Source organism: Candidatus Accumulibacter necessarius (genome assembly GCF_036625085.1).
In genome coordinates this window covers 87,732-111,402 of record NZ_JAZKUM010000001.1, presented here as the reverse complement: position 1 = coordinate 111,402, position 23,671 = coordinate 87,732, and the positions used below count along the sequence as shown (strand labels likewise).

Below are 23,671 nucleotides of genomic sequence, written 5' to 3'. Positions count from 1 at the left end.
TGATCAGCCAGCGGCGGTCTCAGGCGGCGCTGCGCAAACCCTCGCCGCTCACCGTCTGCCCCAGAACATCGTTAAAGCTCTGACCGATCTTGCCGAGCGCCTGCACTTGCAGGACGAGTTTCTCCTCGACATGCTGCAGCTCCTCGATACGCTCCTCAAGCGTATCGGTCGCCTGGTGAATCCGCTTGATGCTCTCGAGACGACGCTTGAGCTGAATCTGGTGCTCGCGAATCTGAATCTCCATCGGTGCCATGATCGCCTTGAGCCATGATTCGGCATCGCGGTTGGCGCGTTCGAAAGCCTTTCGCACCTGCACCGCCACCTCCCCGAAGAAGCGCTGCGTGACCTGACTCTTCTCGTGCGTCAGCAACTGGAACATGGTGTTGATGTGAGTGCTGCACCAGTGATCAAGGCGGTCGATCTCCCGCTCGTAGCGCATCAGCGAAAAGCCGATCGGCGCACCCAGCTTGAGGCCATGTTCAACGGCGAACTTCTTGTAAATGGCCTCCATCATGGTGAGGATTTCTGTTACCTCGCCCTGGGATCTGGCGAGATTGCCGCGGGCAACATCGAAGAAATGCTTCATCGCGCCGGATAGCGTCGCGGAAAAGGTCGCGTTGACCATTGCTTCTCGCGTCGTGCTGCTCAGCAAACCAAGGGCATCAAGTCCAAGGTGAGCGAAGAGATTGTTGGTCAGTTGCGAAAAGACGCTGCGCACAGCGTAGTAACGCTGCAGGCCGGATTCGAATTCCTCCTTCTCGACACGCACCTTGCCCATCATGTATTCGACGACGCCCTTGTTCTTGCCGCGCAGCTCGGTGAGTTCGGTGACCTGTTCACGCAGGCCGACGAGCCGCGAATCAAGGAGGCTGCGGGTGCGCTGGTAGCAATCGGTAAACTCGGCGTCGGTGTTGTCGCGGACGATCTCCTGCTTGGCCGGAATCACCTCTTCGGATAATGCGTACTCGAGATCCGCCAGGCGGCTGCGCTTGAGCAATTCCGCATCATCGTTGATCTTGGCAACCAGCGCCTTCTGCGCCGAAACCGGAAAAATCTGGTCCTCAGGCAGATTGAGCGTCCACGCGCAAGTATCAACCTGCCTGGCAATCTCGGCGTCGATTTCTGCCGCTGACTTGAGTTCGTCCCACAAGCTGTCGATCTTGTTCAGAACGACAATGCGACCCTTCTTGCGCCCGCCCGCGGTGCCGATATGTTCGCGCCAGACGGTCAGATCGGACTGCGTGACGCCGGTATCGGCGGCCAGAATGAAAAGCACGGCATGCGCGTTGGGTAGCAGTGACAGCGTCAGTTCGGGTTCGGTGCCGATTGCGTTCAAACCAGGCGTATCGAGGATGACCAGTCCTTGCTCGAGCATGGGATGCGGGAAATTGATCACGGCATGGCGCCAGCGCGGGATCTCAACGGTACCGTCGCCGTCAACGCGCAGGACTGCAGAGTCACTGTCGCCGATGGCAAAGCCGAGTTTCTCGGCGGTCGCACGATCAACGCGAACGACGTCACTGACGTGGCGCAGAGCATCCTGCATGGCTTCGGCCGAGGTGGTGTCGATCGGCACTACTTGCCACTCATCGGCAAAACGCTTGTATTCGCTGATACTGGCGTTGGATTCGCGACTCTCGATAGGCAGCAACTCGATTGACGGGGCTTTGGACTTGTCGAACATCAACTCGGTCGGGCACATGGTCGTGCGGCCGGCTGTCGAGGGAAGAATGCGGTTGCCGTAGCCGGCAAAGAAGATGGCGTTGATCAGTTCCGACTTGCCGCGCGAGAACTCGGCGACGAATGCCACATGCAGACGGTCCTCGCGCAGCTTCTCCAGCAACTGGACGATACGGCGGTCAGTCTGGGCGTCAGTCAGTTCGTTCTGGACCAGCCAGTCAGCAAACTTCTCGAGAACCCCCGAGATCTGCGCACGCCATTGGCTGTAGGCGGCGAAATGTTGGGCAAGCGTCATGTCAGGTTCCAGCACAAGGCAGTAATTTTCACTTTATCACAAACTCTCGTTCAATCAGCAACATGGGACAACGGTTCAACGCTGACAATGGGGACAGTAGAAAGTCGATCGGCCCGCCTGACGGATGGCGCGCACCGGCCGGGTGCAGCTCGGACACGACTCGCCCGCACGACCGTAGACGGCGCACGAAAGCTGGAAGCAGCCGGCACCGCCATCGCTATGGACGTAGTCGCGTACCGTGCTGCCACCAGCCGCGATTGCCGCCGCCAGCGTTGCGCGGATGGCATCAGCGAGTACGTGGTAGCGCTCACGACTGATCCTGTTTGCCTTGCGTAGCGGGGAAATGCCCGCCTGATACAGGCTTTCCGCAGCGTAGATGTTGCCGATGCCAACCACCAGCCGGGCATCCATCAGCAATGGCTTGATCGGTGCCCGGCGAATACGCGTCGCGCTGTACAGCCAGTCACCATTGAAGCCGTCGGACAGCGGTTCAATGCCCAGCCCGGCCAGCACGTGATGGCTTTCCACCTGGGCACCCTCGTGCCAGAGCAAGGCCCCGAAGCGGCGGGGATCACGCAGGCGGAGAACCGTCTGCGCGAACACCAGGTCGACGTGGTCATGTTTTCCGGCGGGCGTATCCGGCGGTACCAGCCGCAGACTGCCGGACATCCCCAGGTGAAGCAGCAACCAGCCGCCCCCGAACGCGCTCTGGCAGTCAAACAAGAGATACTTGCCGCGCCGCAGGATGGCGTCTACCCGCAGCCCGGCAAGCCGTGCCTGTAGCCCGGCCGGAATCTCGTGACGCAGTCTCGGCGTACGCACCAAGGCGCCGACGATACTTTGTTGAGACAAGTAAGGAAGCAATCCTTGACGGGTCACTTCAACTTCCGGGAGTTCTGGCATTGCTGCTACCGCGAAAAGTCCATAACATGCGCAAACGGATTATGACGCAAACTCCCCAGGCAGATCCGGCAACTGTTTGCCGCAGGCAAGGAAACCATGAAACCGATCAAGACGACCCTCCTCTGCGCTGCCCTGGCGCTGACCTTCGGCCTGCCGGCGCTGGGCGAAGAAGTGGCAGCCAAGAAGCTCAGGGCGACGACGCGTGAGTCAAGAACCGCCAAGCCCGAGGCAGCCCCCGACGCCAAGGACTACAGCGAGCTGAGCGGACAGGTGGTCTATCAGGTCCTGCTTGCCGAAATGGCCCTGCAGCGAGGCAAGACAGAATTCGCCAGCCAGGCCTACGCGGATCTGGCTGTGCGCAGCCGAGACCCGGCAATCCTGCAACGGGCCATTGAGGTGGCCGGTCACGCGCGTCGTCTGGACCTGGTGCTCGAACTCGCCCGCCTGTGGGTTGAGGTCGAGCCCGACTCCCAGCGCGCGCAGCAAGTCTTGGTCGGTGTCCTGATCATGTCCAATCAGCTGGAGGGGCTGGCACCGCAGCTGATTCGCCTGCTTGACGCGGACAAGGATGCGTTGCCTGCCAACCTCCTGGCACTCAACCGGATGTTTGCCCGCAGCCCGGATCGGCAGGCGGTCCTGCAGTTGATCAGCCAGGCGTGCAAGCCATTCTTCGGTCTCGCCGAAGCCCATTACGCCGTCGCCGTGGCTGCCAGCGCTGCGGACCAGCAGGAACAGGCTCTCGCTGAAGCACGCCAGGCGCTCGCGCAACGCCCGGACTGGGAGGCTGCCGCCTTGCTGGAGGCGCAAATACTGGCCAAAAAGTCTCCCGCTGAGGCCATCAGATCGCTGCAGCGTTTCGTCGAACGTCATCCGGGTGCGCGCGACGCTCAACTGCAACTCGCCCGCGTGCTGGTGGCTGAAAAGCGTTACAGCGAGGCCAGGCGTCAGTTCGAGCAGTTGCTGCTCGCCTACCCGGACAATCCTGACGTGGTTTTCCCGGTTGCCATCCTGGCACTGCAGGAAAACGATACGGCACTCGCCGAGAAACAGCTCAAACACCTGGTCACGCTTGATTTCCAGCACAAGAGTGCGCCCTATTACTACCTTGGTCAGATTGCCGAGGAGGGTAAGCGCAGTGACGAAGCATTGGCCTATTACCAGCAGGTTGGCCCCGGTGAGCACTATCTCCCGGCGCAGGTGCGCAGCGCAGCCATCCTCTCTCGTTCGGGAAAACTCGACGAGGCAAGGAAGCAACTTCGCGCGACCGCCAACAGGAGCCCCGAACTCGGTGTCCAGCTTTCCATTGCCGAAGCAGCCCTGTTGCGCGATGCCAAGCAGAACGAAGCAGCGCTTGAACTGCTGGAGCAGGAACTCGGCAAGCAACCGGAGCAACCCGAGTTGCTCTACGAGTCTGCGCTGCTGGCCGAAAGGCTCGGACGAGTGGAACAGATGGAAAGCCGCCTGCGCAAGCTGATCGAACTGCAGCCGGACAGTGCACAGGCTTACAACGCACTTGGCTACTCTTACGCCGATCGCAACATTCGGCTGCCAGAGGCACGTCAGCTGATTGAAAAGGCGCTCCAGTTGGCACCCAACGACCCCTTCATTCTCGACAGCATGGGCTGGGTGCTGTACCGTCAAGGCGATCTCGAAGGGGCGCTGGGCTACCTCCAGCGCGCCCACAGCCAGCGACCCGACCCGGAGATCGCCGCGCACACCGGCGAAGTGTTGTGGATGCTGGGGCGTAAGGAAGAGGCACGGCACACCCTGCGCGAGGCGCAGAAAAAAGACCCGTCAAGCGAGATACTGACGGAAGCGATCAAGCGATTCGCCCCCTGAGCCAGCAGCCCCCTCGGCGTGCCGTCGGCTTGAAGCGCCACCGCTCGTGCCTTTACGTGGTCGGCGTGCTCGTGCTGTCTGCCTGCGTGACCCCGCCACTACCGGCCAGCGTTCCCGTACCGATCGCCGTAGAGCGAAACGGCCTCGACGCCTTTTCGCTGAGCGGCCGCTTTTCGATGCGCCACGAGGGCAAGAGCTACGTCGGTCAGCTAACCTGGCGCCATGACGGCGCCGACAACGAACTGGTACTTTCGTCGCCGCTCGGTCAAGGTCTGGCCGAAATCATCAGCGACTCTGGCGGCGCCCGGCTAACCGGCAGTGACGGCAGATCACAAACGGCAGCCAATGCCGACGAGTTGTTGCAGTCGGCTCTTGCTTATCCCTTGTCCCTGAGCCAGCTGCTCTACTGGCTGCGCGGCCGGAACCCTGATCACGGCAAAATGGTGCGCGACGCCCTGGGACGCCCGCTGCACCTGAGTCACGAGGACTGGCGGATCGACTACGACTACGACAGCGATGACCCTCAGGCACTGCCCGGCCGCCTGTTTGTCGAGCGCGAAGGCGGCTTCACGTTGCGGCTGCGCATCGATCAGTGGCAGCGGCTACCTGCCGACACCGCTGGTGACTCTGCCAAGTGACCTCCAACCGTCGCGCCTGGGGCTGGCACAGCATCTATCCGGCGCCAGCCAAGCTCAACCTCTTTCTGCACGTCATTGGCAGACGTGCCGATGGTTACCACTTGCTGCAAACCGTGTTTCGCTTTCTCGGACACGGCGACCGATTGCGCTTTTCGCCACGCGCTGACGGCTTGATACACCTGACCACGCCGCTTCCGGGAGTAGTGGCGGAGCAGGATCTGACCGTGCGTGCTGCTCGGCTGCTGCAGACGGAGACGGCGTGCCGGGCGGGTGTCGATATCCGTATCGAAAAGCGTCTGCCACTCGGCGGCGGCCTCGGTGGCGGCAGTTCCGATGCGGCAACCGTACTGCTGGCACTCAACCATCTCTGGCAAGTTCACTTGCCCCGCTGGCGCCTGCAGGAAATGGGCCTCGCTCTCGGAGCCGACGTGCCAGTGTTCATTTTCGGGCACAGCGCTTTTGCCGAGGGCGTCGGCGAAAAACTGCAAGCGGTCGAACTTCCTCCGCGCTGGTATGTGGTCCTCGAGCCACCACTGCAGGTTCCGACAGCAGCCATTTTTGGCGCGCCGGAGCTAAAGCGCGATTCGCTGCCGATTGAACCTCAGGCTTGGCGCCCCGGAGTCGGCGGCAATGACCTCGAAGCCGTGGCCTGCGCCCGCTTTCCTTCAATTGCTCGGCACATTGCCTGCCTGTCTTCCCTGGCGCCGTCTCCTGCACGCATGAGTGGTTCCGGGGCTTGCGTTTTCGCCGAGTTCGCAGGCCGCGAAGAAGCCGGAGCCGCCCTGCGGCAACTGCCCGAGGGGATGCGTGGCTGGGCGACGGCGGGTCTGGATCGACATCCGCTGCTCGAACTGGCGGACTGACTGGACAAGCCTGACGACACTGATTGTTGTTCGTTGCGCTTTTTTTCCTGACGAATCCCCGGTATAATCCGCGCCTCGTTCGCCATCCAGGCGATGCGAGCGACCGCTGGGGAGTGGCCAAGTTGGTTAAGGCACCGGATTTTGATTCCGGCATTCGAAGGTTCGAATCCTTCCTCCCCAGCCACTCAATCTCTGTCAAAGCGGGCAGGCAGCCTCACCTGCCGGTCTTGCTTTATACGGCGCCGATGCTTCCGGCGCCACGGGAAGCGCACCATGGCCTATGACAGCCTGATGGTATTCACCGGCAACGCCAACCCTGCCCTGGCTGCCGACGTCGTCAAGCGCCTCAACATCTCGCTTGGCCGCGCCCACGTCGGGCGCTTTTCCGACGGTGAAATCAGCGTCGAAATTCAGGAGCATGTGCGCGGGATGGACGTGTTCATTCTCCAGTCGACCTGCGCACCAGCCAACGAGAACCTGATGGAGCTGCTGGTGATGGCCGACGCGCTCAAACGCGCCTCGGCTGCCAGGATCACTGCCGCCATCCCCTACTTCGGCTACGCGCGCCAGGATCGCCGGGTGCGCTCGGCGCGAGTGCCGATCGCCGCCAAGCTGGTCGCGGACCTTCTCACCGCTGCGGGTGTGCACCGGGTGTTGACCATGGACCTCCACACCGAGCAGATTCAGGGTTTCTTCAACATCCCGGTGGACAACATCTACTCGCTGCCGATCATGCTCGGCGACGTCTGGAAGCGGGACTTCGACCACCTGATGGTCGTTTCACCCGACGTTGGCGGTGTGGTTCGGGCGCGGGCGCTGGCCAAGCGGCTCGAATGCGACCTGGCGATAATCGACAAACGCCGCCCGAAAGCCAATGTATCCGAGGTGATGAACATCATCGGCGAGGTCGAAGGACGGACCTGCGTGATCATGGACGACCTGGTCGACACCGCAGGAACCCTGTGCAAGGCGGCGACCGCACTCAAGGAACATGGCGCACGGCAAGTACTGTCCTATTGCGTGCATCCGGTTCTTTCGGGTAATGCCGTCGAGCGTATCAACAGTTCCGATCTCGACGAACTGGTGGTGACTGACACCATTCCACTGCGCGACGACGCACGGAATTCCCCCCGCATCCGTCAGTTGTCGGTGGCCGAAGTGATGGCCGAAACCATTCGCCGGATCAGCAACGAGGACTCCGTTTCCTCACTATTCATCGAGTAGGGCGCCGGTCGCCCGCTGTACTGATTTTCTCAACCCCTCGCCTGGTCGCGGGCGGGGTTTGTTTCACACCAGGAGTCGTCCATGAAGTTTCAAGTTGAAGCGCGCAAGCGCATCTTGCAGGGGTCCGGAGCGAGCCGCCGCCTGCGTCGTCAAAAAAGGGTCCCGGCCATCGTTTACGGTGGCGCGGCTGGTCCGCAGTTGATCGACATCGATCATAACGAGATCCTGCTGAACCTCGGCAAGGAAGCGTTCCACGCGTCCGTCCTGACGCTGAATATCGACGGCGTTGCCGAAAGCGTCGTCCTGCGAGACTCGCAGCGGCACCCGTGGAAGCCGCTGATCCTGCACTGCGATTTCCAGCGCGTCGACGCCGTGCATGCCATTCACCAGCGGGTGCCGCTGCACTTCATCAACGCCGACATCGCACCGGGCGTCAAGATCAGCGGCGGCAACGTCTCGCACACGCACAACGACATCGAGGTGAGCTGCCTGCCGCAGGACCTGCCCGCCTACATCGAAGTCGACCTCCAGAACCTCGAAGCCGGCCACGCGATCCATGCTTCCGAGCTCATCTTCCCGGCGGGCGTCAAGCCGGTGGTGCACGGAGACGATTACGTCGTGGTATCGATCCCCGCCAAGAAGGCTACTGCCGAGGCTGACGAGGGCGAAGCGGCTGCCGGCTGAACCCGCCTGCCATACACCAGGCCGCCATCCGGCACCCCGTGCCGGTGGCGGCTTGTTTTTGTCGCAAGGCAATCGATGTCATGTCACCACCCCGCCTGATCGTCGGCCTCGGCAACCCCGGCGGCGAATACGCAGACAACCGGCACAATGTAGGATTCTGGTTTATTGACCAGCTCGCACGCCACTTGCAGGTGCCGCTGACGCCGCAAGGAAAGTTCCTTGGCCGGGTCGGGCGGCAGGGAGATCTGTGGCTCCTGCAGCCCATGACTTACATGAACCTGTCCGGACAGGCGGTCGCCGCCCTGGCCGGCTTCTACAAGATCGCCGCCGAAGAAACACTGGTCGTGCATGATGACCTCGATCTGCCGCCAGGGGCCATCCGGCTCAAGCAGGGCGGCGGCAACGGTGGCCACAATGGTTTGAAGGACATCCAGGCCCGCCTGGCAACACCCGATTTCTGGCGGCTGCGGCTGGGAATCGGCCATCCGGGCGAGCGCGCCGAAGTCATCAATTACGTCCTCAAGGCCCCGCGGCGCGAAGAGCAGGAGCTGATCGACCCGGCCATCGACCGCTGCCTGCTCGCCTGGCCATTGCTCGCCGCTGGCGATTACGCTGCCGCCCAGCGGCAACTGCACCTCAAGACCCCCTAATTATCGGAATCTGCGCATGAGCCTCCAATGCGGTATCGTCGGTCTGCCGAACGTCGGCAAGTCCACCCTCTTCAATGCCCTGACCAAGGCCGGCATCGCCGCCGAGAACTATCCCTTCTGCACCATCGAGCCCAACGTCGGCATTGTCGAAGTGCCCGATCCCCGCCTGCAGCAGATCTCGGCCATCGTCAAACCGCAGCGCATCCAGCCGGCGATCGTCGAGTTCGTCGATATCGCCGGCCTGGTTGCCGGCGCCTCGAAGGGCGAAGGCCTGGGCAACCAGTTCCTGGCCAATATTCGTGAAACCGACGCCATCGTCAGCGTCGTCCGCTGCTTCGAGGACGACAACGTCGTCCATGTCTCGGGGCGCGTCGACCCGCTGGCCGATATCGAAACGATCCTCACCGAACTGGCGCTGGCCGACCTAGCCGCGGTCGAGCGCACGCTCAATCGCGAGAGCAAGAAAGCCCGCGCCGGCGACAAGGACGCCCAGAAACTGGTTGCGGTGCTCGAACGCCTGCTGCCCCATCTCAACGAAGGCAGGCCCGCGCGCACGCTGCCCATGTCGGCCGACGAAAAGGGGCTGCTCAAACCGCTGTGCCTGCTGACCATCAAGCCGATGATGTACGTCGGCAACGTGCTCGAAGACGGTTTCCAGAACAACCCCCACCTCGACCGTCTGCGCCAGCACGCCGCCACCGAAGGCGCGCCCGTAGTCGCCCTGTGCGCCAAGATCGAAGCCGAACTCGCCGATCTGGACGACGAAGACAAGGCCGTTTTCCTCGCCGACCTCGGGCTTGAAGAACCCGGGCTGAACCGCCTGATCCGCGCCGCCTATCAGTTGCTTGGCCTGCAGACCTACTTCACGGCGGGCGTCAAGGAGGTCCGGGCGTGGACCATCCACGTCGGCGATACCGCACCGCAGGCCGCCGGCGTCATCCATACCGACTTCGAACGAGGTTTCATCCGCGCGCAAACGATCGCCCTGGCCGACTTCCTCGCCTACAAGGGCGAGCAGGGTGCCAGGGAAGCCGGCAAGATGCGCGCCGAAGGCAAGGAGTACGTGGTCAAGGACGGCGACGTATTGAATTTTCTGTTCAACGTCTAGCCGGGCTGGCCCACTCACCTGGCGTCATGCCACTACGCGAAGCCGAAGCGATACCGTCTTTCCCGTGCTCTGATCGCCGACCGACCGATTCTCCTCCGGCTACAGATCGCGCGGACGATAGTAACTGGCGAATCGAGGCAGGCCGCGAGCGGTCAGTTCACGATAGCGGAAGGTAATCAGGCTGCCTATCGGCGGCGGCTGGCGACGGTCGGCGTCGCTGAAGCCGCTGCCGAGCAGGAACTCGACGCCATCGTCCGTAGGCACCCGCAGGGCGCCCAGCATCCCGGCATACTTGCCGCGGCCGGGCTGATGGCCGATCACCATCGCCTCGGCATCCCGCCACAGCTTGAGCTTCAGTAGCACATCGCTGCGGCCGGTGACGTACAGGGCGTCAGCGCGATGCAGCATCAGCCCCTCACCGCCGGCCCGGGACACCCCTAGGAGCCTCTCGTCTAGCGCCTGCCGGGAGCCGAACTCCCATTGCTCGACGGCCTGCAACCACGGCAGCGCCAGCGTCGTCGTCAACTCGCGCAAGGCCTGGGCCCGCTGGCGAAAAGTGCCGGGCGCCTGCGGCAGCTCGAAGACCAGGTAGCGCACCTGCCGCCACTGCTCGTCGTCCGGCGTTTGCCGACGCACGATCCCGGAGAGCCGTTCGAACTCCCCGCGCCCAATCCACAACTCGCCGTCGAGCGGCTGCGGCGGCAAGGGAGCGACAAACCAGGCAGGCGCATGGATCGGATGACCGTTGCGCGTGCGGAGCGCCTGCCCGTCCCAGTAAGCGCGCACGCCGTCGAGCTTCTCGCTGACCAGATAGAGCGCGACATCGGCCTGACCCTGTTCGGTTTCTGCCAGCAACAAGGGCAGCGGCTCTGCTGCCGGCAACGGCAGCGCCGGGCTGGCCAGAGCAGCCCACGCCAGCGCCTGAACGACCGGATTCCAACGCATTCCCTCTCCTCCCTGTACGCCAGCTGAGCGATCGTCAGCCTGCCCCTTCCACTGACGACCACCTGCCTCAGATCGGCACCGGTGACAGCGGCACCTTCGACTCCGCCCGCGCCACTTCACGCACGAATCGCGGGACCAGATAACCGGGCAGGCGCGCCAGCATCGCTGCCCGCAGCAAGTGAACCCGCTCTTCCACCACCTCGAAATGCGTGGCACCAGCCACGCGATCGAGCAAATGCAGGTAATAGGGCAGCACACCGATCGCGAACAAGCGCTCCGAGAGTTCCGTCAGCGCTTCCACCTCGTCATTGATGCCGGCCAGCAGCACCGCCTGATTGAGCAATGCTATCCCGGCATGGCGCAAGGGCCGCAGCGCGGTGGCAAGCGAATCATCGAGTTCCTGCGCGTGGTTGGCGTGAAGCACCAGGCTCACCTGCAGACGGCTGCCGGCAAGCAGGGCGACCAGCGCCGGCGTGATGCGCTGTGGCACGACCACCGGCAAACGGCTGTGAATGCGTAGACGACTGACAGCGGGGATCGCCTCGATCTGGCTGATCAGCCACTGCAGGTGTCGGTCCGGTACCGAAAGCGGATCACCGCCGGACAGGATCACTTCCCTTATCGAGTCATCGCCGCGAATGTAATCAAAGGCTTGTGACCAGTCCGCGCGCGACGGCTGATTGGCGGCGTAAGCGAAGTGGCGGCGGAAACAGTAGCGACAGTGAATCGCGCAATGACTGGTGACGATCAGGAGGACGCGGCCGTGGTACTTGTGGATCAGCCCTGGCACCTTGTTGGCTTCAGCCTCTGCCAGCGGGTCGTTGCCAAAGCCGGGCAGCAGCCTCCGCTCGGCCAGTGCCGGCAGCACTTGCCTGAGCAAGGGGTCGTCTGCCCTGCCGGGCTGCATGCGGGCGACAAACGCTCGCGGCACGCGCAGGGGGAAGGTCTGGCGACGATCGATGGCCAACGCCTGTGGCGTCAGGTCGATCAGCGCCAACAGCTCGTCACTGTCGGTAATCACCTTCTGCAGCGCCAGCTGCCAGGGTTCAGCCTGCGCATCTTTGGCCTGCCAATCGGCCGGGCTTCGCGCTATCATGGCGGCCTTCATTTTGTCGACTGTTTCACGAGAGGATGCAATGGCAAGCTATTCTACCAACGAATTCAAATCGGGCCTGAAAGTCATGCTGGATGGTGATCCGTGCATCATCCTCGAGAACGAATTCGTCAAACCCGGCAAGGGCCAGGCCTTCAACCGCGTCAAGCTGCGCAACCTGAAAACCAACCGTGTATGGGAAAAGACCTACAAGTCCGGTGACTCGCTGGAAGGGGCCGATGTTTTTGACCGCGACATGCAGTACCTCTACAACGACGGCGAGTTCTTCCATTTCATGGAACCTGAGAACTTCGAGCAGCACCAGGCCAGCAGCAGTACCGTCGGCGACGCGGCGCTCTGGCTCAGAGAGCAGGACACCTGCACCGTCACGCTGTACAACGGCGCCCCCCTGGCCGTCACCCCACCGAACTTCGTCGAACTCGAAATCATCGAGACCGAGCCAGGTGTACGCGGTGACACCGCCACCGGCGGCACCAAACCGGCGCGCCTCTCCACCGGCGCCACGGTCAAGGTTCCGCTGTTCGTCAATCAGGGCGAGATCGTCAAATGCGATACGCGCTCGGGTGAGTATGTATCGCGTGTAAAGGCGTAAGCGGTCGCGTCACCGAGGCATCCCCCAGCCGGACCGGCCGTGGCAAGCGGGGGAGCGAGGCCCATCATGCCAGCACTCGCCTGGCAACCCAGCGCCTCACTTGCCAACCTGCGCCACCGCGCGCAGATCCTGGCGCAGATTCGTGCCCACTTTGCCTCGCAGGGCGTGCTTGAAGTGGAAACACCACAGCTCTGCCCTGCCACCGTCACCGATCCGCACCTGAGCAGCATTGGCGTGCCCGGCTACGGTTACCTGCAGACCTCGCCCGAATACACCATGAAGCGCCTGCTGGCGGCGGGCAGTGGCTCGATCTACCAGATCGCCAGGGTCTTCCGCGCCGGGGAAGTGGGGCGACGGCACAACCCCGAGTTCACCCTGCTCGAGTGGTATCGGCTGGGCTTCACGCCCGATCAGCTGATCGACGAAGTGGCTGCCATCGCGTGCATCGCGCTCGGTGAAACGACAACCGTGCGCCATCGTTATCGCGACCTCTTTCGTGCGCATCTCGATCTGGATCCCCTATGCTGCCCCATCGATGCCCTGAGCGCCGCGGCCAGGAGGCATCTCGACCTCGCCTTCGCCGATGCCGACCGCGACACCTGGCTCGAACTGTTGATGAGTCACGTCATCGAACCGGAACTCGGCATCGACGAGTTGAGCTTCGTGGTGGATTATCCGCCGTCACAGGCCGCCCTCGCCCGCCTGCGCGTGGACGCCGAAGGCCAGAAGGTGGCATCGCGTTTCGAGCTCTATCATCGCGGCGTCGAACTGGCCAATGGCTATCACGAACTGCTTGATGCTGACGAACAGCGCGCCCGCTTTGCAGCCGATTTGCGCGAGCGCGAAAGGCTTGGGCTGCCGGCAATCCCGCTGGACCAGCGTTTCCTTGCAGCGCTCGAATTCGGCCTGCCCGATTGCAGCGGCGTGGCGCTCGGACTGGACCGCCTGGTCATGCTCGCCATCGGCGCCGCTTCGCTGCCGGAGGTAATAGCATTTCCGGCCTCGCACCTGTAGGCTGCGACGGAAGCCGCACCGGTCAGCAGGAAGTTGGGTTGATCTGCTGCGCTGGCGCTTGCACCGTCACCGTATCCGCCACCTCGCTGAACTCCAGCTTGACGCGATGAAGGACCTTCACTAGACTGCGGCGGATGGATGCCACGATCCACCGCTTCAGGAATGCCCGTATCGCCATGTTTTTTGGCGATCATCCTCCCGCGCATGTACATCTGCTCGGGCCGGGTTTCAAGGTCTCGATTGAAGTGGCGACCCTGAAAACGAAAGGCCGCGCCGAGCCAAGCGCCGTAGCAGAAGCCAAGGCGTGGATTGTCAGCAACCGGGAATCCATCATGCGAACATGGACCGAACGAGGACTGAAGCGATGAAAGAACGGAACATCAAGACCATCGCCGGCACACGCGGGCATACGCTTGAAATTGAATGGGCCAGCGGCAAGATGGATCGCGTCGACCTATCCACCTTGATCGCCAATCTGGCCGGGCTGTCCACCCTGGACGATGCCGATACCTTCAGCGCCGTCGCCGTCGGTGAAGATGGCTGGTCGTTGATCTGGCCCGGTGGCGCGGAAATCGGTACCGACACCCTTTGGCGAATGGCGCGCGAACAGGCTGGAGAGGCAACACCGATAGAAGAATTTGCCGCGTGGCGCGCCCGCAACCGATTGTCGCTGTCCGATGCCGCGCTGGCGCTCGGCATTACGCGACGCATGGTGTGTTATTACGAAGCCGGCCGCTATCTGATTCCACGCATGGTCGGCCTCGCCTGCAAGGGATGGGAGGCCGAGCATCGTCACGCCTGAATGGCTTTGATCAGCCGGGCGAGCGACATCTCATGAAAGCTGCGCCACTCATCAAGACTCGCTCGACGAAGTCCGCCGCTTGCAGCGTGCGCTAACTTGGCACGGTGGTCGAGCGCGTAGACGGCGAGGCGACGGCAACCTGCGATGAATCAGACAGCTTCTCGGCGGCGACCGCCACGCTCGGACAGCCTACTACGGTATTGCGCTCGCCCGGCCTTCGCGCTGGCTCACTGGCCTGAAGTCGTTGCAGAGAGCGTGCCGGGTGCTGATCTCCGGCCCGAATTTCGCGCGGCGCGGAACCATCGTATCGTCGAGGATCAGGGTCATCAGTTGGGTCGGGCACACCGTCACTGTCAGTCGCAACAAATGGAGCGACAGTTCGGTGACCGACACCTGCGCCCGTTCGATCAGCTTGTAATGGGTGGTCTAGTACGCCTCTCGGGGAAGGGCTCCTATGACCCGCGTGCCCCAGACCTTCCGGTTGAGCAGGCAACGGGTCAGGTGTGCGACGAAATGCCCGGCGGGAATGCGGTGGCACGGGCCACCAAGAGAAAGGAAATCGATTCCTAGAGCAGCAAGCAAACGTTGGCAGCGAGAGGCATGAGGGAAAGTCCGGGATCGAAAACGATCCCTATGTGGTCGCCGCGCGATTCCGTCCTCATACCAAGTCTCTTGTTGCATTATTGAAACTATTTTTCGCGCGGCCCAAATACCTCCGGCATCCGCCCGCGATCGTGAGTGCCGAAACTTAAGATATCGCGTCACGCCCCCTGTTTTCGTTATCGAACGGGGCGCTAGACAAACTGCTTTCGTCAGCCGCAGGCAGACCTTTTTTGCGCGCGGCGCGCACTGCGGCCAGAGCGTCCTCTACGTACTTCTCAGGCAGGGCCCCGATCCCACGCTCAGGCGTCGAATACGACAGCATGTAACTGGACTTGCCTTGAAGGATATCGAACTGGGCGACGAACTCGTCTGGCGCGGTGCCTGCATGGTGGAGCATAGCGCGCAATCGCCTGCGCTCCTTCCTCGCGGGCTGGGCATGTTCGTTGACCACGACTCCAGTTACAACCTGTCGACTCGATGGCCCAAATACCCGGGTCTTGTCGGTGTTCAATGTCAACCCCAAGGCTGAAAGCTCTCGCCTGGCGATTGCCATGCACGCTTGCACAGCGCCGAGGTCGTCGCCGCTAAATGTTATGTCATCAGCATACCTAGAATAGGTAACCTGCCGAACAGTAGACTCGGCCTGCAGCACATCGTCTACTGCATACAGGCAGATGTTCGAGAGCGCAGCGCTAGTCGGAGCACCTTGTGGGAGACCACCCATGAACGAAGAGATCCGAGCAATGAAGGCAGCGGTGTTCTTCATCAGACCCACCGCTATCAGTCGATCGTAGACGACCGAAGTCGACAGAGATCCAAAGAAGTTCGTCACATCTATGTTGGCGACGTACCGCCTTCGCACATGAATCTCCGCGTTGTGTCGTATGGAGCAGCCTATACTGTATGCCGTTGCCGCAGGGTGTACCTTCAATCGTCGCAGTAGGTAATCCAGGATAAAATGCTGCGTGACTTTCATGAACGTCCGCGGCGCATGGATTTCCCGGAGTCCCCCGCCCGCCTTGGGAATCTGGAAGAGGCGATAGTGACTCTCAGGGCGACGCAGGAGTAAGCCCACGATTCTTGGGCTTACTCCCAGCGCGAGAGATATCTCATTGAGACCGATGCCGCCTTCGGGTATGTCCGCATACCCACAAGCCTGCGAGCAGCTCCTGACGGACGAGAACGAGAGGAATCTGAAGCGGGTGTCAGAGGAGGGGGAAGAAGAGCCAACTAAAAGCTGCTTTGAGAGGAGCGGCCAATAGGCGCGGCCGTCTCTCCTACGAGGAGAGACGGCCGCGCCTATTGGCCGCTCGTCCTCTTGCACTGCCATTCCATGGGATACGGCCGACGAATCATCAGCCTGCTCGATACCCCAAACCTCTGACGCTCGCAGGCTAGCACTGCGGAGGTCTTTGAGCAAGAACATCCGCGTGCGATCGCGCACCTTTCGCTCCGGCGCAGAGAGTTTTCCATCACCTTGCCGTGTCAACGAATAGAGCAGATAGCGCTTGTGCACGCAAAGAATGTCACCGCTAGATGCCCAACCGTCGAGAACCTCCCGAATCTTTTCAGCATGCAATGGGTGGGCTCCAGTGGGAAGCGAACTGCTGATGAACGCCGCAATCTGTTCGGCTGAAGCTGGCTGAATGCAGCCCAGTGCGAGCCTTACAAACGATTGATTGACTCCGACGCTCACGGTTTAGTCATTCCCGCAGGGCGGCCACGACCGTGACAGAAGTGTGTCGAGCGTCGGCCTTTCAAGCGCTTCACGATAGGTGCGATATCTACAGTAGCGAAATCAACGAACATCGCCTTTCCAAAATCCGCAGCGGCCCTTGCCGGCCCCTCGTTAAAGTACGACTGGTGATTCTCGTATTGCTGGTCGGCCAACAGTATGAGATCGCAGGTTCGATCCGCGCTTCCAGCAAGCCAATGGACGAACAGACCTAGCTCGCAGAACGAGCCAACGCTATTCGCCACCAAGACGATGGCGCTGCACTCACGCTGGACGAACTCAAGCTCGTTGTCGTGCGCGTACCCGTCAGATACGTTGAGGCGTACGTCTTCCAGTCCATCGTCTTCGCCGAGTACAACCTCAAAGCCTTCCGCAACCAGGGCATCACGGATTCGTAAACGCAATGCTGCGGCACTATTAGTTGCGGCGTCCTTCAGGGTGGGTCCACACAAGAAGACCACGGCCCGGTTGTTCTTGTAGAGTTCCTGGACACTCTCTGCAAAGCGCGCAATCGACGGCTTGTTCATTGTTTCGAAGGGGCTGGCCCTGTCACGTCACTAAGCCCCTTGACGGTCGACAGCGAGAGGCGCTACGGTGATGCGACAAGTTGTTTCAACGAGATTTTCGAAGTGCGTGCAGGCAGCATCGAGAGTTTCAATAATCAACTGTTGCCCCTGATAGCGCCATTGACAGCACCCACGATGTCGCATACCTGGGCTAGGTTTCCACGCCGCCAGCCGTGGTCTCTCAAATACTCGCCCTGCGTCGGAATCACGGCCGTACGCTCGAACGCGCCGCCGGAGACGGCGTGTTCAGCCGCCAGATCCTTCAGAGTGAAGTGTGAGCGCATCAGCAGGAAGCACCTGGCAGAGGACTCGCGGATACCGAAAGCCGCGTCGCTGATAACTCCGAACGAGAGACACCCCGCCCGCCACCTAGCGGGGTGTTCAGCTATGCTGACTTCCTAGCCCCTACACCGTCACCGTATCCGCCACCTCGCTGAACTCCTTGATCTGGTCGAAGTTCATGTAGCGATAGACGTCAGCCGCCTTGGCATTGACCGCCTGCACCTGCTCGAGATACTCGGCCGGGGTCGGGATCCGGCCCATCAGCGCGCAAACAGCGGCGAGTTCGGCCGAGCCGAGATACACGAAGGTGTCGATGCCGAGCCGGTTGGGAAAGTTGCGCGTCGAGGTCGACATCGCCGTGCTGCCCTTGCGAATCTGTGCCTGGTTACCCATGCACAAGGAGCAGCCGGGCATTTCCATGCGCGCGCCGGACTTGCCGAGGATCGCGTAGTAGCCTTCCTCGTTGAGGATCATCGCGTCCATCTTGGTCGGCGGAGCGATCCACAGGCGGGTCGGGATGTCGGTCTTGCCTTCGAGGACCTTGCCGGCGGCGCGGAAGTGGCCGATGTTGGTCATGCACGAGCCGATGAAGACCTCGTCGATCTTGGTGCCGGAGACTGCGGAGAGCAGCTTGACGTCGTCCGGATCGTTCGGGCACGCGACCAGCGGCTCCAGAACGTCGGCCAGGTCGATCTCGATCACCGCGGCGTACTGCGCGTCGGCGTCGGCCCTCAACAGCTCGGGCTTGGCGATCCAGGCTTCCATCGCCTTGATGCGGCGGCCGAGGGTACGCGCATCGGAATAGCCGTTGGCGATCATCCACTTCATCAGCGTGATGTTCGAGCGCATGTACTCGATGATCGGTTCCTTGTTCAAGGCCACCGCACAGGCGGCAGCCGAACGCTCGGCCGCGGCGTCGGAGAGTTCGAAGGCCTGCTCGACCTTGAGATCGGGCAGCCCTTCGATTTCGAGGATGCGGCCCGAGAAGATGTTCTTCTTGCCCTTCTTCTCGACGGTCAGCAGGCCGGCCTGGATGGCGTAGTAGGGAATTGCGTTGACCAGGTCGCGCAGCGTGACGCCGCGCTTGCCTGCTTCGGCGAGCGAGCCCTTGAAGCGCACCAGCACCGATTCCGGCATGTCAAGCGGCATGACGCCGGTGGCGGCGGCGAAGGCAACCAGGCCGGAGCCGGCCGGGAACGAGATGCCAATCGGGAAACGCGTGTGCGAGTCGCCACCGGTGCCGACGGTGTCGGGCAGCAGCAGGCGGTTGAGCCAGGAGTGGATGACGCCGTCGCCGGGACGCAGCGCGACGCCACCACGGGTGCTGATGAACGACGGCAGTTCGCGGTGCATGCGCACGTCGACCAGCTTCGGATAGGCGGCTGTGTGGCAGAAGGACTGCATCACCATGTCGGCCGAGAAGCCGAGGCAGGCAAGATCCTTGAGTTCGTCGCGCGTCATCGGGCCGGTGGTGTCCTGCGAGCCGACGGTGGTCATCCGCGGTTCGCAGTAGGTACCGGGCAGCACGCCCTTGCCTTCGGGCAGACCACAGGCGCGGCCAACCATTTTCTGCGCCAGCGAGTAACCCTTGCCCGGATCGGCCGGATTCTGCGGCAGGGTGAACAGCGTGGACGGCGGCAGGCCGAGCGCCTCGCGTGCCCGGGTGGTCAGCCCGCGGCCGACGATCAGCGGGATGCGGCCACCGGCGCGCACCTCGTCGAGGATCACCGGCGTTTTCAGTTGCGACTCGGCGATCACGGCGCCGTTTTTCAGCGCGGTGACCTTCGAGGTGGCGGCGTCGATCTTCAGTTCGATCTCGTCGCCCATGTCCATCTGGCCGCAATCGATCTCGACCGGCAGTGCACCGGCGTCTTCCATGGTGTTGAAGAAGATCGGGGCGATCTTCGAACCGAGGCAGACGCCACCGAAACGCTTGTTCGGGACGTAGGGAATGTCTTCACCGGTGAACCACAGGACCGAGTTGGTCGCCGACTTGCGCGACGAACCGGTGCCGACGACGTCACCGACGTAGGCGATCAGATTGCCCTTGCTGGCGAGCGCTTCGAGTTGCTTGATCGGACCACGCTCACCGGGCTTGTCGGGATCGATTCCCGGCCGCGGGTTCTTGAGCATGGCCAGCGCGTGCAGCGGGATGTCCGGGCGCGACCAGGCATCGGGGGCCGGCGACAGGTCGTCGGTGTTGGTTTCGCCGGTCACCTTGAATACCGTCAGCTTCTGCGACGCGGGCACCTGCGGCCGCGAGGTGAACCACTCGCCATCGGCCCAGCTCTGCATCACGGACCTGGCATTGGCGTTGCCCTGGTCGGCCAGTTCCTTGACGTCGTGGAAGAAATCGAACACCAGCAGCGTCTTCTTGAGACCTGCTGCGGCAATCGTGCCAGTCGGGCCGGCGAGCAGGTCGATCAGGGGTTTGACGTTGTAACCGCCGAGCATGGTGCCGAGCAACTCGGTCGCCTTTTCCTTCGAGACCAGAGCGCAGCTCTCCTCGCCTTTTGCGACCCGGGCCAGAAACTCGGCCTTGACCTTGGCTGCATCATCAACCCCGGCCGGCACGCGGTAGGTGATCAACTCAAGCAGATTGGCCTCCTCGCCTGCCGGCGGGCTTTTCAGCAGCCCGACCAGCGCCTGGGTTTGCTGGGCAGTCAGCGGCAAAGGCGGAATACCAAGCGCAGCGCGCTCGGCGACATGGGCACGATAGGATTCCAGCACGGCGACGTCCTTTCTCAGAGGGAGTTCAGCAGCAAAAGCAACATTGTACTGCAAGGGCACCAGGCCGGCAGGGGCAAGAACCAACGCTTGACCCAGATGGACTGACATCGGTGCGCTTGCTTGTCTATAATGGAGCCATGGACATCCCCGCCACGCTTTTGTATAGCATCATCAGCGCCATTGCCGAGGCGGCATTGGCGCCTTCTCCCGAACCGCCGATACCGTACGAAAGCTCGGCTCTTGCCCGCCCACTGCCCGAGGAGGCCAAGCAGGGGGTCATGCAGCCACCGGCGGGCGACGGTTTCCTGACGATCAACGGACGGCAATGGCCGCTCGCCCCGACCGCCCAGATCCGCAGCCGGAAGAACCTGATCGTGATGCCGATGACGATTCAGAGCCCGGTCGATGTCGTCTATCTGACTGACGCTTCCGGCGCAATCTATCGCGTCTGGATGCTAACGCCGAGCGAAGCGTCGGTTTCGCGCCCACGCTAAAACAACCAGGTAAAAGATGGCCAAAAAACTGTTCATCCGCACCTTCGGGTGCCAGATGAACGAGTACGATTCGGACAAGATGGCCGACGTACTCGCTGCCGCCGAAGAAATCGTCAAGACCGATACCCCCGACGACGCGGACATCATTCTCTTCAATACCTGCTCGGTGCGGGAAAAGGCGCAGGAGCGGGTTTTCCACGACCTCGGACGGGTACGCCTGCTGAAGCTCGCCCGGCCTGACCTGGTGATTGGCGTCGGTGGCTGCGTGGCGAGCCAGGAAGGGGCGGCGATCGTCGCACGGGCACCGTACGTCGATGTCGTTTTCGGCCCGCAGACCCTGCATCGCCTGCCGCAGTTGATTGCCGACCGTCGTCGCCTGGGCAAGTCACAGGTCGACATTTCCTTTCCGGAAATCGAGAAGTTCGACCATCTGCCGCCGGCGCGAGTCGAAGGCGCCTCCGCCTTTGTCTCGATCATGGAGGGCTGCAGCAAGTTCTGCTCCTTCTGCATCGTTCCCTACACGCGCGGCGAAGAGGTGTCGCGTCCCTTCGACGACGTCCTGACCGAAGTGGCGGGTCTGGCCGCACAAGGCGTCCAGGAGGTGACCCTGCTCGGTCAGAACGTCAATGCCTACCGCGGCGCGATGGCCGGCAGCGGGCAGGCGCTGGCGGGCGACGAAGCGGCCGATCTGGCGCTGCTGATCGAATACATCGCCGAGATTCCCGGCATCAAGCGCATCCGCTACACCACCTCGCACCCGCGCGAGGTGTCGCAGCGTCTGATCGACGTCTATTCCCGGGTGCCGAAACTGGTGTCGCATCTCCACCTTCCGGTCCAGTCGGGATCCGACCGCGTCCTGGCAGCGATGAAACGCGGCTACACGGCGCTCGAATACAAGAGCCTGGTGCGCAAGCTGCGTGCGGCGCGTCCCGACCTGTCGCTGTCTTCCGATTTCATCATCGGTTTTCCGGGCGAAACGGACGACGATTTCGAGAAGACCACGAAGCTGATCGACGATGTCGGCTTCGACGCCTCGTTCTCCTTCCTCTACAGCGCCCGTCCCGGGACCCCTGCCGCCGAACTCACCGACGAAACGCCGCAAGTGGTCAAGCTGGAACGGCTGCTGCGCCTGCAGAAGCGAATCGACGAACTGGCACAGGCCGTTTCCGTGGCCATGGTCGGCACCGTGCAACGCGTGATGGTCGAAGGCGCATCAAAAAAGGACCGCGACGAACTGGCCGGGCGCACCGACAACAACCGCGTCGTCAATTTCGCGAGCGATGCTGCCGAACACACAGCGCTGCTCAATCGCTTCCTCGACGTGCGCATCACCTCGGCCATGCCGCACTCGCTGCGTGGCGAAATCGTGAACCGACCCACATGACTGCAAACACCACCATTGCGAAAAGCCGGGCCATCGAACTGCTGCTGTCGCCGGTCAACAACAAACAGCTGGCCAACCTGTGTGGCGCCCTCGACGAGAATCTGCGGCAGATCGAAACCGCGCTCGATGTCTCGATTGCCCGCCGCGGCGAGCGCTTTACGCTGCGCGGCGAACCAGCGCAAACGGCGCGCGCCTCGGAGGCACTGCAACAGTTCTACGCCCAGGCCAAGGAAACGCTGTCGGTCGATGAGATCCAGCTCGGCCTGATCGAACTGCTCAACCGGCCGGTGCGCAGCATCTCGTCCGGCGGCGGTGTCTCGCCGGCCCTGATGACCCGCAAGAGCGAACTGCATGGCCGCACGCCGCGGCAGATCGAATACCTCAAGCACATCCAGGAGCACGACATCACCTTTGGTACCGGCCCCGCCGGTACCGGCAAGACCTACCTTGCCGTGGCATCCGCGGTAGACGCCTTTGAGCGCGAGCTGGTGCAGCGCATCGTGCTCACCCGGCCGGCCGTCGAGGCCGGTGAACGCCTCGGTTTCCTGCCTGGCGATCTGGCGCAGAAGGTCGATCCCTACCTGCGGCCGCTCTATGACGCGCTCTACGACCTGATGGGCTTCGAGCGCGTCGGCAAGCTCTTCGAGCGCGGGGCCATCGAGATTGCGCCGCTGGCCTACATGCGCGGCCGCACCCTCAACCACGCGTTCATCATCCTCGATGAAGCGCAGAACACGACGCCCGAGCAGATGAAGATGTTCCTCACGCGCATCGGCATCGGCGCCAAGGCCGTGGTCACCGGCGACGTCACCCAGATCGACCTGCAGCGCGGCCAGAAGAGCGGCCTGATCGAGGCACGCCAGATTCTCAGGGAAGTGCGCGGCATCGCCTTCACCGAGTTCCTCAAGGAAGACGTCGTACGCCACCCGCTGGTGGCGCGTATCGTCTCGGCCTACGAAGCGCATACCGCTGCGCTGGAAGCGCGCGAAGCCGCAGCCAGGCCGGCCAAACATGGCGAGGGGTAAGCAGCGACTGAAGGTCAGCGTGCAACGCGCCGGTGACTGGCCTGGTCTCCCCCGCAGGTCACAGGTCCGTACCTGGGCACGCGCCGCGGCCGCCGCTGCCACCGGCCGTGGCGGACAGATCACCGTGCGTTTCGTAGACAGCGCCGAAGGCAGCCGCCTGAACCGCGACTACCGGGCCAGAGACTACGCCACCAACGTACTCTCCTTTCCCTACCAGCAGCAACCCTTGCTCAGCGGTGACCTCGTGCTGTGCGCGCCGGTCGTCGCACGCGAGGCAACCGCCCAGGGGAAGTCACTCGAGGCACATTACGCCCACCTGATCGTCCATGGCGTGCTCCATCTGCAGGGGCATGACCATGAAGCCGGCGAAATGGAAGCCCGCGAAATGGAAGACCACGAGCGCCGGATACTGGCGGCGCTGGGCTATCCAGACCCCTACCGGGATGAGCAATGAAGGGCGGAGCGCAAGATGAGCCCCTGGCAGGACTCTTCCTGGCCTTG

Annotated in this window: 23 protein-coding genes and 1 tRNA gene; 16 read left to right on the top strand and 8 right to left on the bottom strand. The window is 62.5% G+C overall.

Annotated elements, in window-relative coordinates; all coding sequences use genetic code 11:
* Positions 1–19: 19 nt before the first annotated feature.
* The gene (locus V5B44_RS00570; RefSeq protein WP_332357200.1) at positions 20–1,975 is read right to left on the bottom strand and encodes a dynamin family protein; all 1,956 of its coding nucleotides are present in this window, start codon (positions 1,973–1,975) and stop codon (positions 20–22) included.
* A gap of 75 nt (positions 1,976–2,050) precedes the next feature.
* Positions 2,051–2,878 (bottom strand): bifunctional DNA-formamidopyrimidine glycosylase/DNA-(apurinic or apyrimidinic site) lyase, encoded by an 828-nt coding sequence (mutM, locus tag V5B44_RS00565; RefSeq protein ID WP_332357199.1) that lies wholly within the window; start codon positions 2,876–2,878, stop codon positions 2,051–2,053.
* A 96-nt stretch (positions 2,879–2,974) separates the two neighbouring features.
* Here mutM and V5B44_RS00560 point away from each other — a divergent pair, with 96 nt between their 5' ends.
* From V5B44_RS00560 to ychF, 8 genes are all read left to right on the top strand, one after another.
* On the top strand, positions 2,975–4,717 hold the full coding sequence (locus tag V5B44_RS00560; RefSeq protein WP_332357198.1) for a tetratricopeptide repeat protein: 1,743 nt from the start codon (positions 2,975–2,977) through the stop codon (positions 4,715–4,717).
* Positions 4,718–4,746: 29 nt separating this feature from the next.
* Entirely contained in the window at positions 4,747–5,355 is a 609-nt protein-coding gene (gene lolB / locus V5B44_RS00555) for a lipoprotein insertase outer membrane protein LolB (protein ID WP_332357197.1), read from the top strand.
* The gene (ispE, locus tag V5B44_RS00550) at positions 5,352–6,218 is read left to right on the top strand and encodes a 4-(cytidine 5'-diphospho)-2-C-methyl-D-erythritol kinase (protein ID WP_332357196.1); all 867 of its coding nucleotides are present in this window, start codon (positions 5,352–5,354) and stop codon (positions 6,216–6,218) included. Before lolB ends, ispE begins: the two co-directional genes overlap by 4 nt.
* Positions 6,219–6,325: 107 nt before the next feature.
* Positions 6,326–6,402: transfer RNA gene (locus V5B44_RS00545), tRNA-Gln, on the top strand.
* An 89-nt stretch (positions 6,403–6,491) separates the two neighbouring features.
* Positions 6,492–7,442, top strand: coding sequence for a ribose-phosphate pyrophosphokinase (locus V5B44_RS00540; RefSeq protein ID WP_332357195.1), 951 nt, complete (start codon positions 6,492–6,494; stop codon positions 7,440–7,442).
* 81 nt (positions 7,443–7,523) lie between these two features.
* Positions 7,524–8,126 (top strand): 50S ribosomal protein L25/general stress protein Ctc, encoded by a 603-nt coding sequence (locus tag V5B44_RS00535; RefSeq protein WP_332357194.1) that lies wholly within the window; start codon positions 7,524–7,526, stop codon positions 8,124–8,126.
* A gap of 80 nt (positions 8,127–8,206) precedes the next feature.
* A complete protein-coding gene (gene pth, locus V5B44_RS00530; protein ID WP_332357193.1) occupies positions 8,207–8,776 on the top strand; it encodes an aminoacyl-tRNA hydrolase in 570 nt (189 codons plus the stop codon).
* A 16-nt stretch (positions 8,777–8,792) separates the two neighbouring features.
* Complete coding sequence (gene ychF / locus V5B44_RS00525) at positions 8,793–9,884, top strand: redox-regulated ATPase YchF (RefSeq protein ID WP_332357192.1); 1,092 nt, start codon at positions 8,793–8,795, stop codon at positions 9,882–9,884.
* Positions 9,885–9,983: 99 nt separating this feature from the next.
* On the opposite strand, the gene V5B44_RS00520 is transcribed toward ychF, so the two are convergent.
* Positions 9,984–10,829 (bottom strand): DNA ligase, encoded by an 846-nt coding sequence (locus V5B44_RS00520; RefSeq protein WP_332357191.1) that lies wholly within the window; start codon positions 10,827–10,829, stop codon positions 9,984–9,986.
* Between the two features lie 67 nt (positions 10,830–10,896).
* A complete protein-coding gene (epmB, locus tag V5B44_RS00515) occupies positions 10,897–11,925 on the bottom strand; it encodes an EF-P beta-lysylation protein EpmB (protein WP_332357190.1) in 1,029 nt (342 codons plus the stop codon).
* Between the two features lie 40 nt (positions 11,926–11,965).
* Between epmB and efp the strand changes: the two genes are divergently transcribed.
* The 4 genes from efp (at position 11,966) to V5B44_RS00495 (ending at position 14,351) form a co-directional block, all read left to right on the top strand.
* Entirely contained in the window at positions 11,966–12,535 is a 570-nt protein-coding gene (gene efp / locus V5B44_RS00510) for an elongation factor P (protein WP_332357189.1), read from the top strand.
* Between the two features lie 66 nt (positions 12,536–12,601).
* The gene (gene epmA / locus V5B44_RS00505) at positions 12,602–13,549 is read left to right on the top strand and encodes an EF-P lysine aminoacylase EpmA (protein WP_332357188.1); all 948 of its coding nucleotides are present in this window, start codon (positions 12,602–12,604) and stop codon (positions 13,547–13,549) included.
* A gap of 134 nt (positions 13,550–13,683) precedes the next feature.
* A complete protein-coding gene (locus V5B44_RS00500) occupies positions 13,684–13,917 on the top strand; it encodes a DUF4160 domain-containing protein (protein WP_332357187.1) in 234 nt (77 codons plus the stop codon).
* Complete coding sequence (locus V5B44_RS00495) at positions 13,914–14,351, top strand: hypothetical protein (RefSeq protein WP_332357186.1); 438 nt, start codon at positions 13,914–13,916, stop codon at positions 14,349–14,351. Before V5B44_RS00500 ends, V5B44_RS00495 begins: the two co-directional genes overlap by 4 nt.
* Before the next feature lie 192 nt (positions 14,352–14,543).
* Here the strand turns inward: V5B44_RS00495 and V5B44_RS00490 are convergent, their stop codons facing one another.
* The 4 genes from V5B44_RS00490 to V5B44_RS00475 form a co-directional block, all read right to left on the bottom strand.
* Positions 14,544–14,744: a hypothetical protein gene (locus tag V5B44_RS00490; protein ID WP_332357185.1), complete on the bottom strand. Its 201-nt coding sequence runs from the start codon at positions 14,742–14,744 to the stop codon at positions 14,544–14,546.
* Between the two features lie 355 nt (positions 14,745–15,099).
* The gene (locus V5B44_RS00485) at positions 15,100–16,650 is read right to left on the bottom strand and encodes a reverse transcriptase domain-containing protein (protein ID WP_332357184.1); all 1,551 of its coding nucleotides are present in this window, start codon (positions 16,648–16,650) and stop codon (positions 15,100–15,102) included.
* On the bottom strand, positions 16,647–17,216 hold the full coding sequence (locus V5B44_RS00480; RefSeq protein ID WP_332357183.1) for a hypothetical protein: 570 nt from the start codon (positions 17,214–17,216) through the stop codon (positions 16,647–16,649). The genes V5B44_RS00485 and V5B44_RS00480 overlap by 4 nt, the downstream gene beginning before the upstream one ends.
* Positions 17,217–17,660: 444 nt before the next feature.
* A complete protein-coding gene (locus V5B44_RS00475) occupies positions 17,661–20,267 on the bottom strand; it encodes a bifunctional aconitate hydratase 2/2-methylisocitrate dehydratase (protein WP_332357856.1) in 2,607 nt (868 codons plus the stop codon).
* Positions 20,268–20,404: 137 nt separating this feature from the next.
* Between V5B44_RS00475 and V5B44_RS00470 the strand changes: the two genes are divergently transcribed.
* From V5B44_RS00470 to ybeY, 4 genes are read left to right on the top strand one after another with little or no spacing between them, the layout of a single operon-like run.
* Entirely contained in the window at positions 20,405–20,761 is a 357-nt protein-coding gene (locus V5B44_RS00470; RefSeq protein ID WP_332357182.1) for a hypothetical protein, read from the top strand.
* A 16-nt stretch (positions 20,762–20,777) separates the two neighbouring features.
* Positions 20,778–22,145, top strand: a complete 1,368-nt coding sequence (gene miaB / locus V5B44_RS00465) for a tRNA (N6-isopentenyl adenosine(37)-C2)-methylthiotransferase MiaB (RefSeq protein WP_332357181.1) — start codon at positions 20,778–20,780, stop codon at positions 22,143–22,145.
* Complete coding sequence (locus V5B44_RS00460) at positions 22,142–23,170, top strand: PhoH family protein (protein WP_332357180.1); 1,029 nt, start codon at positions 22,142–22,144, stop codon at positions 23,168–23,170. The genes miaB and V5B44_RS00460 overlap by 4 nt, the downstream gene beginning before the upstream one ends.
* The gene (ybeY, locus tag V5B44_RS00455) at positions 23,157–23,624 is read left to right on the top strand and encodes an rRNA maturation RNase YbeY (protein WP_332357179.1); all 468 of its coding nucleotides are present in this window, start codon (positions 23,157–23,159) and stop codon (positions 23,622–23,624) included. The genes V5B44_RS00460 and ybeY overlap by 14 nt, the downstream gene beginning before the upstream one ends.
* The last annotated feature ends 47 nt before the right edge of the window (positions 23,625–23,671 follow it).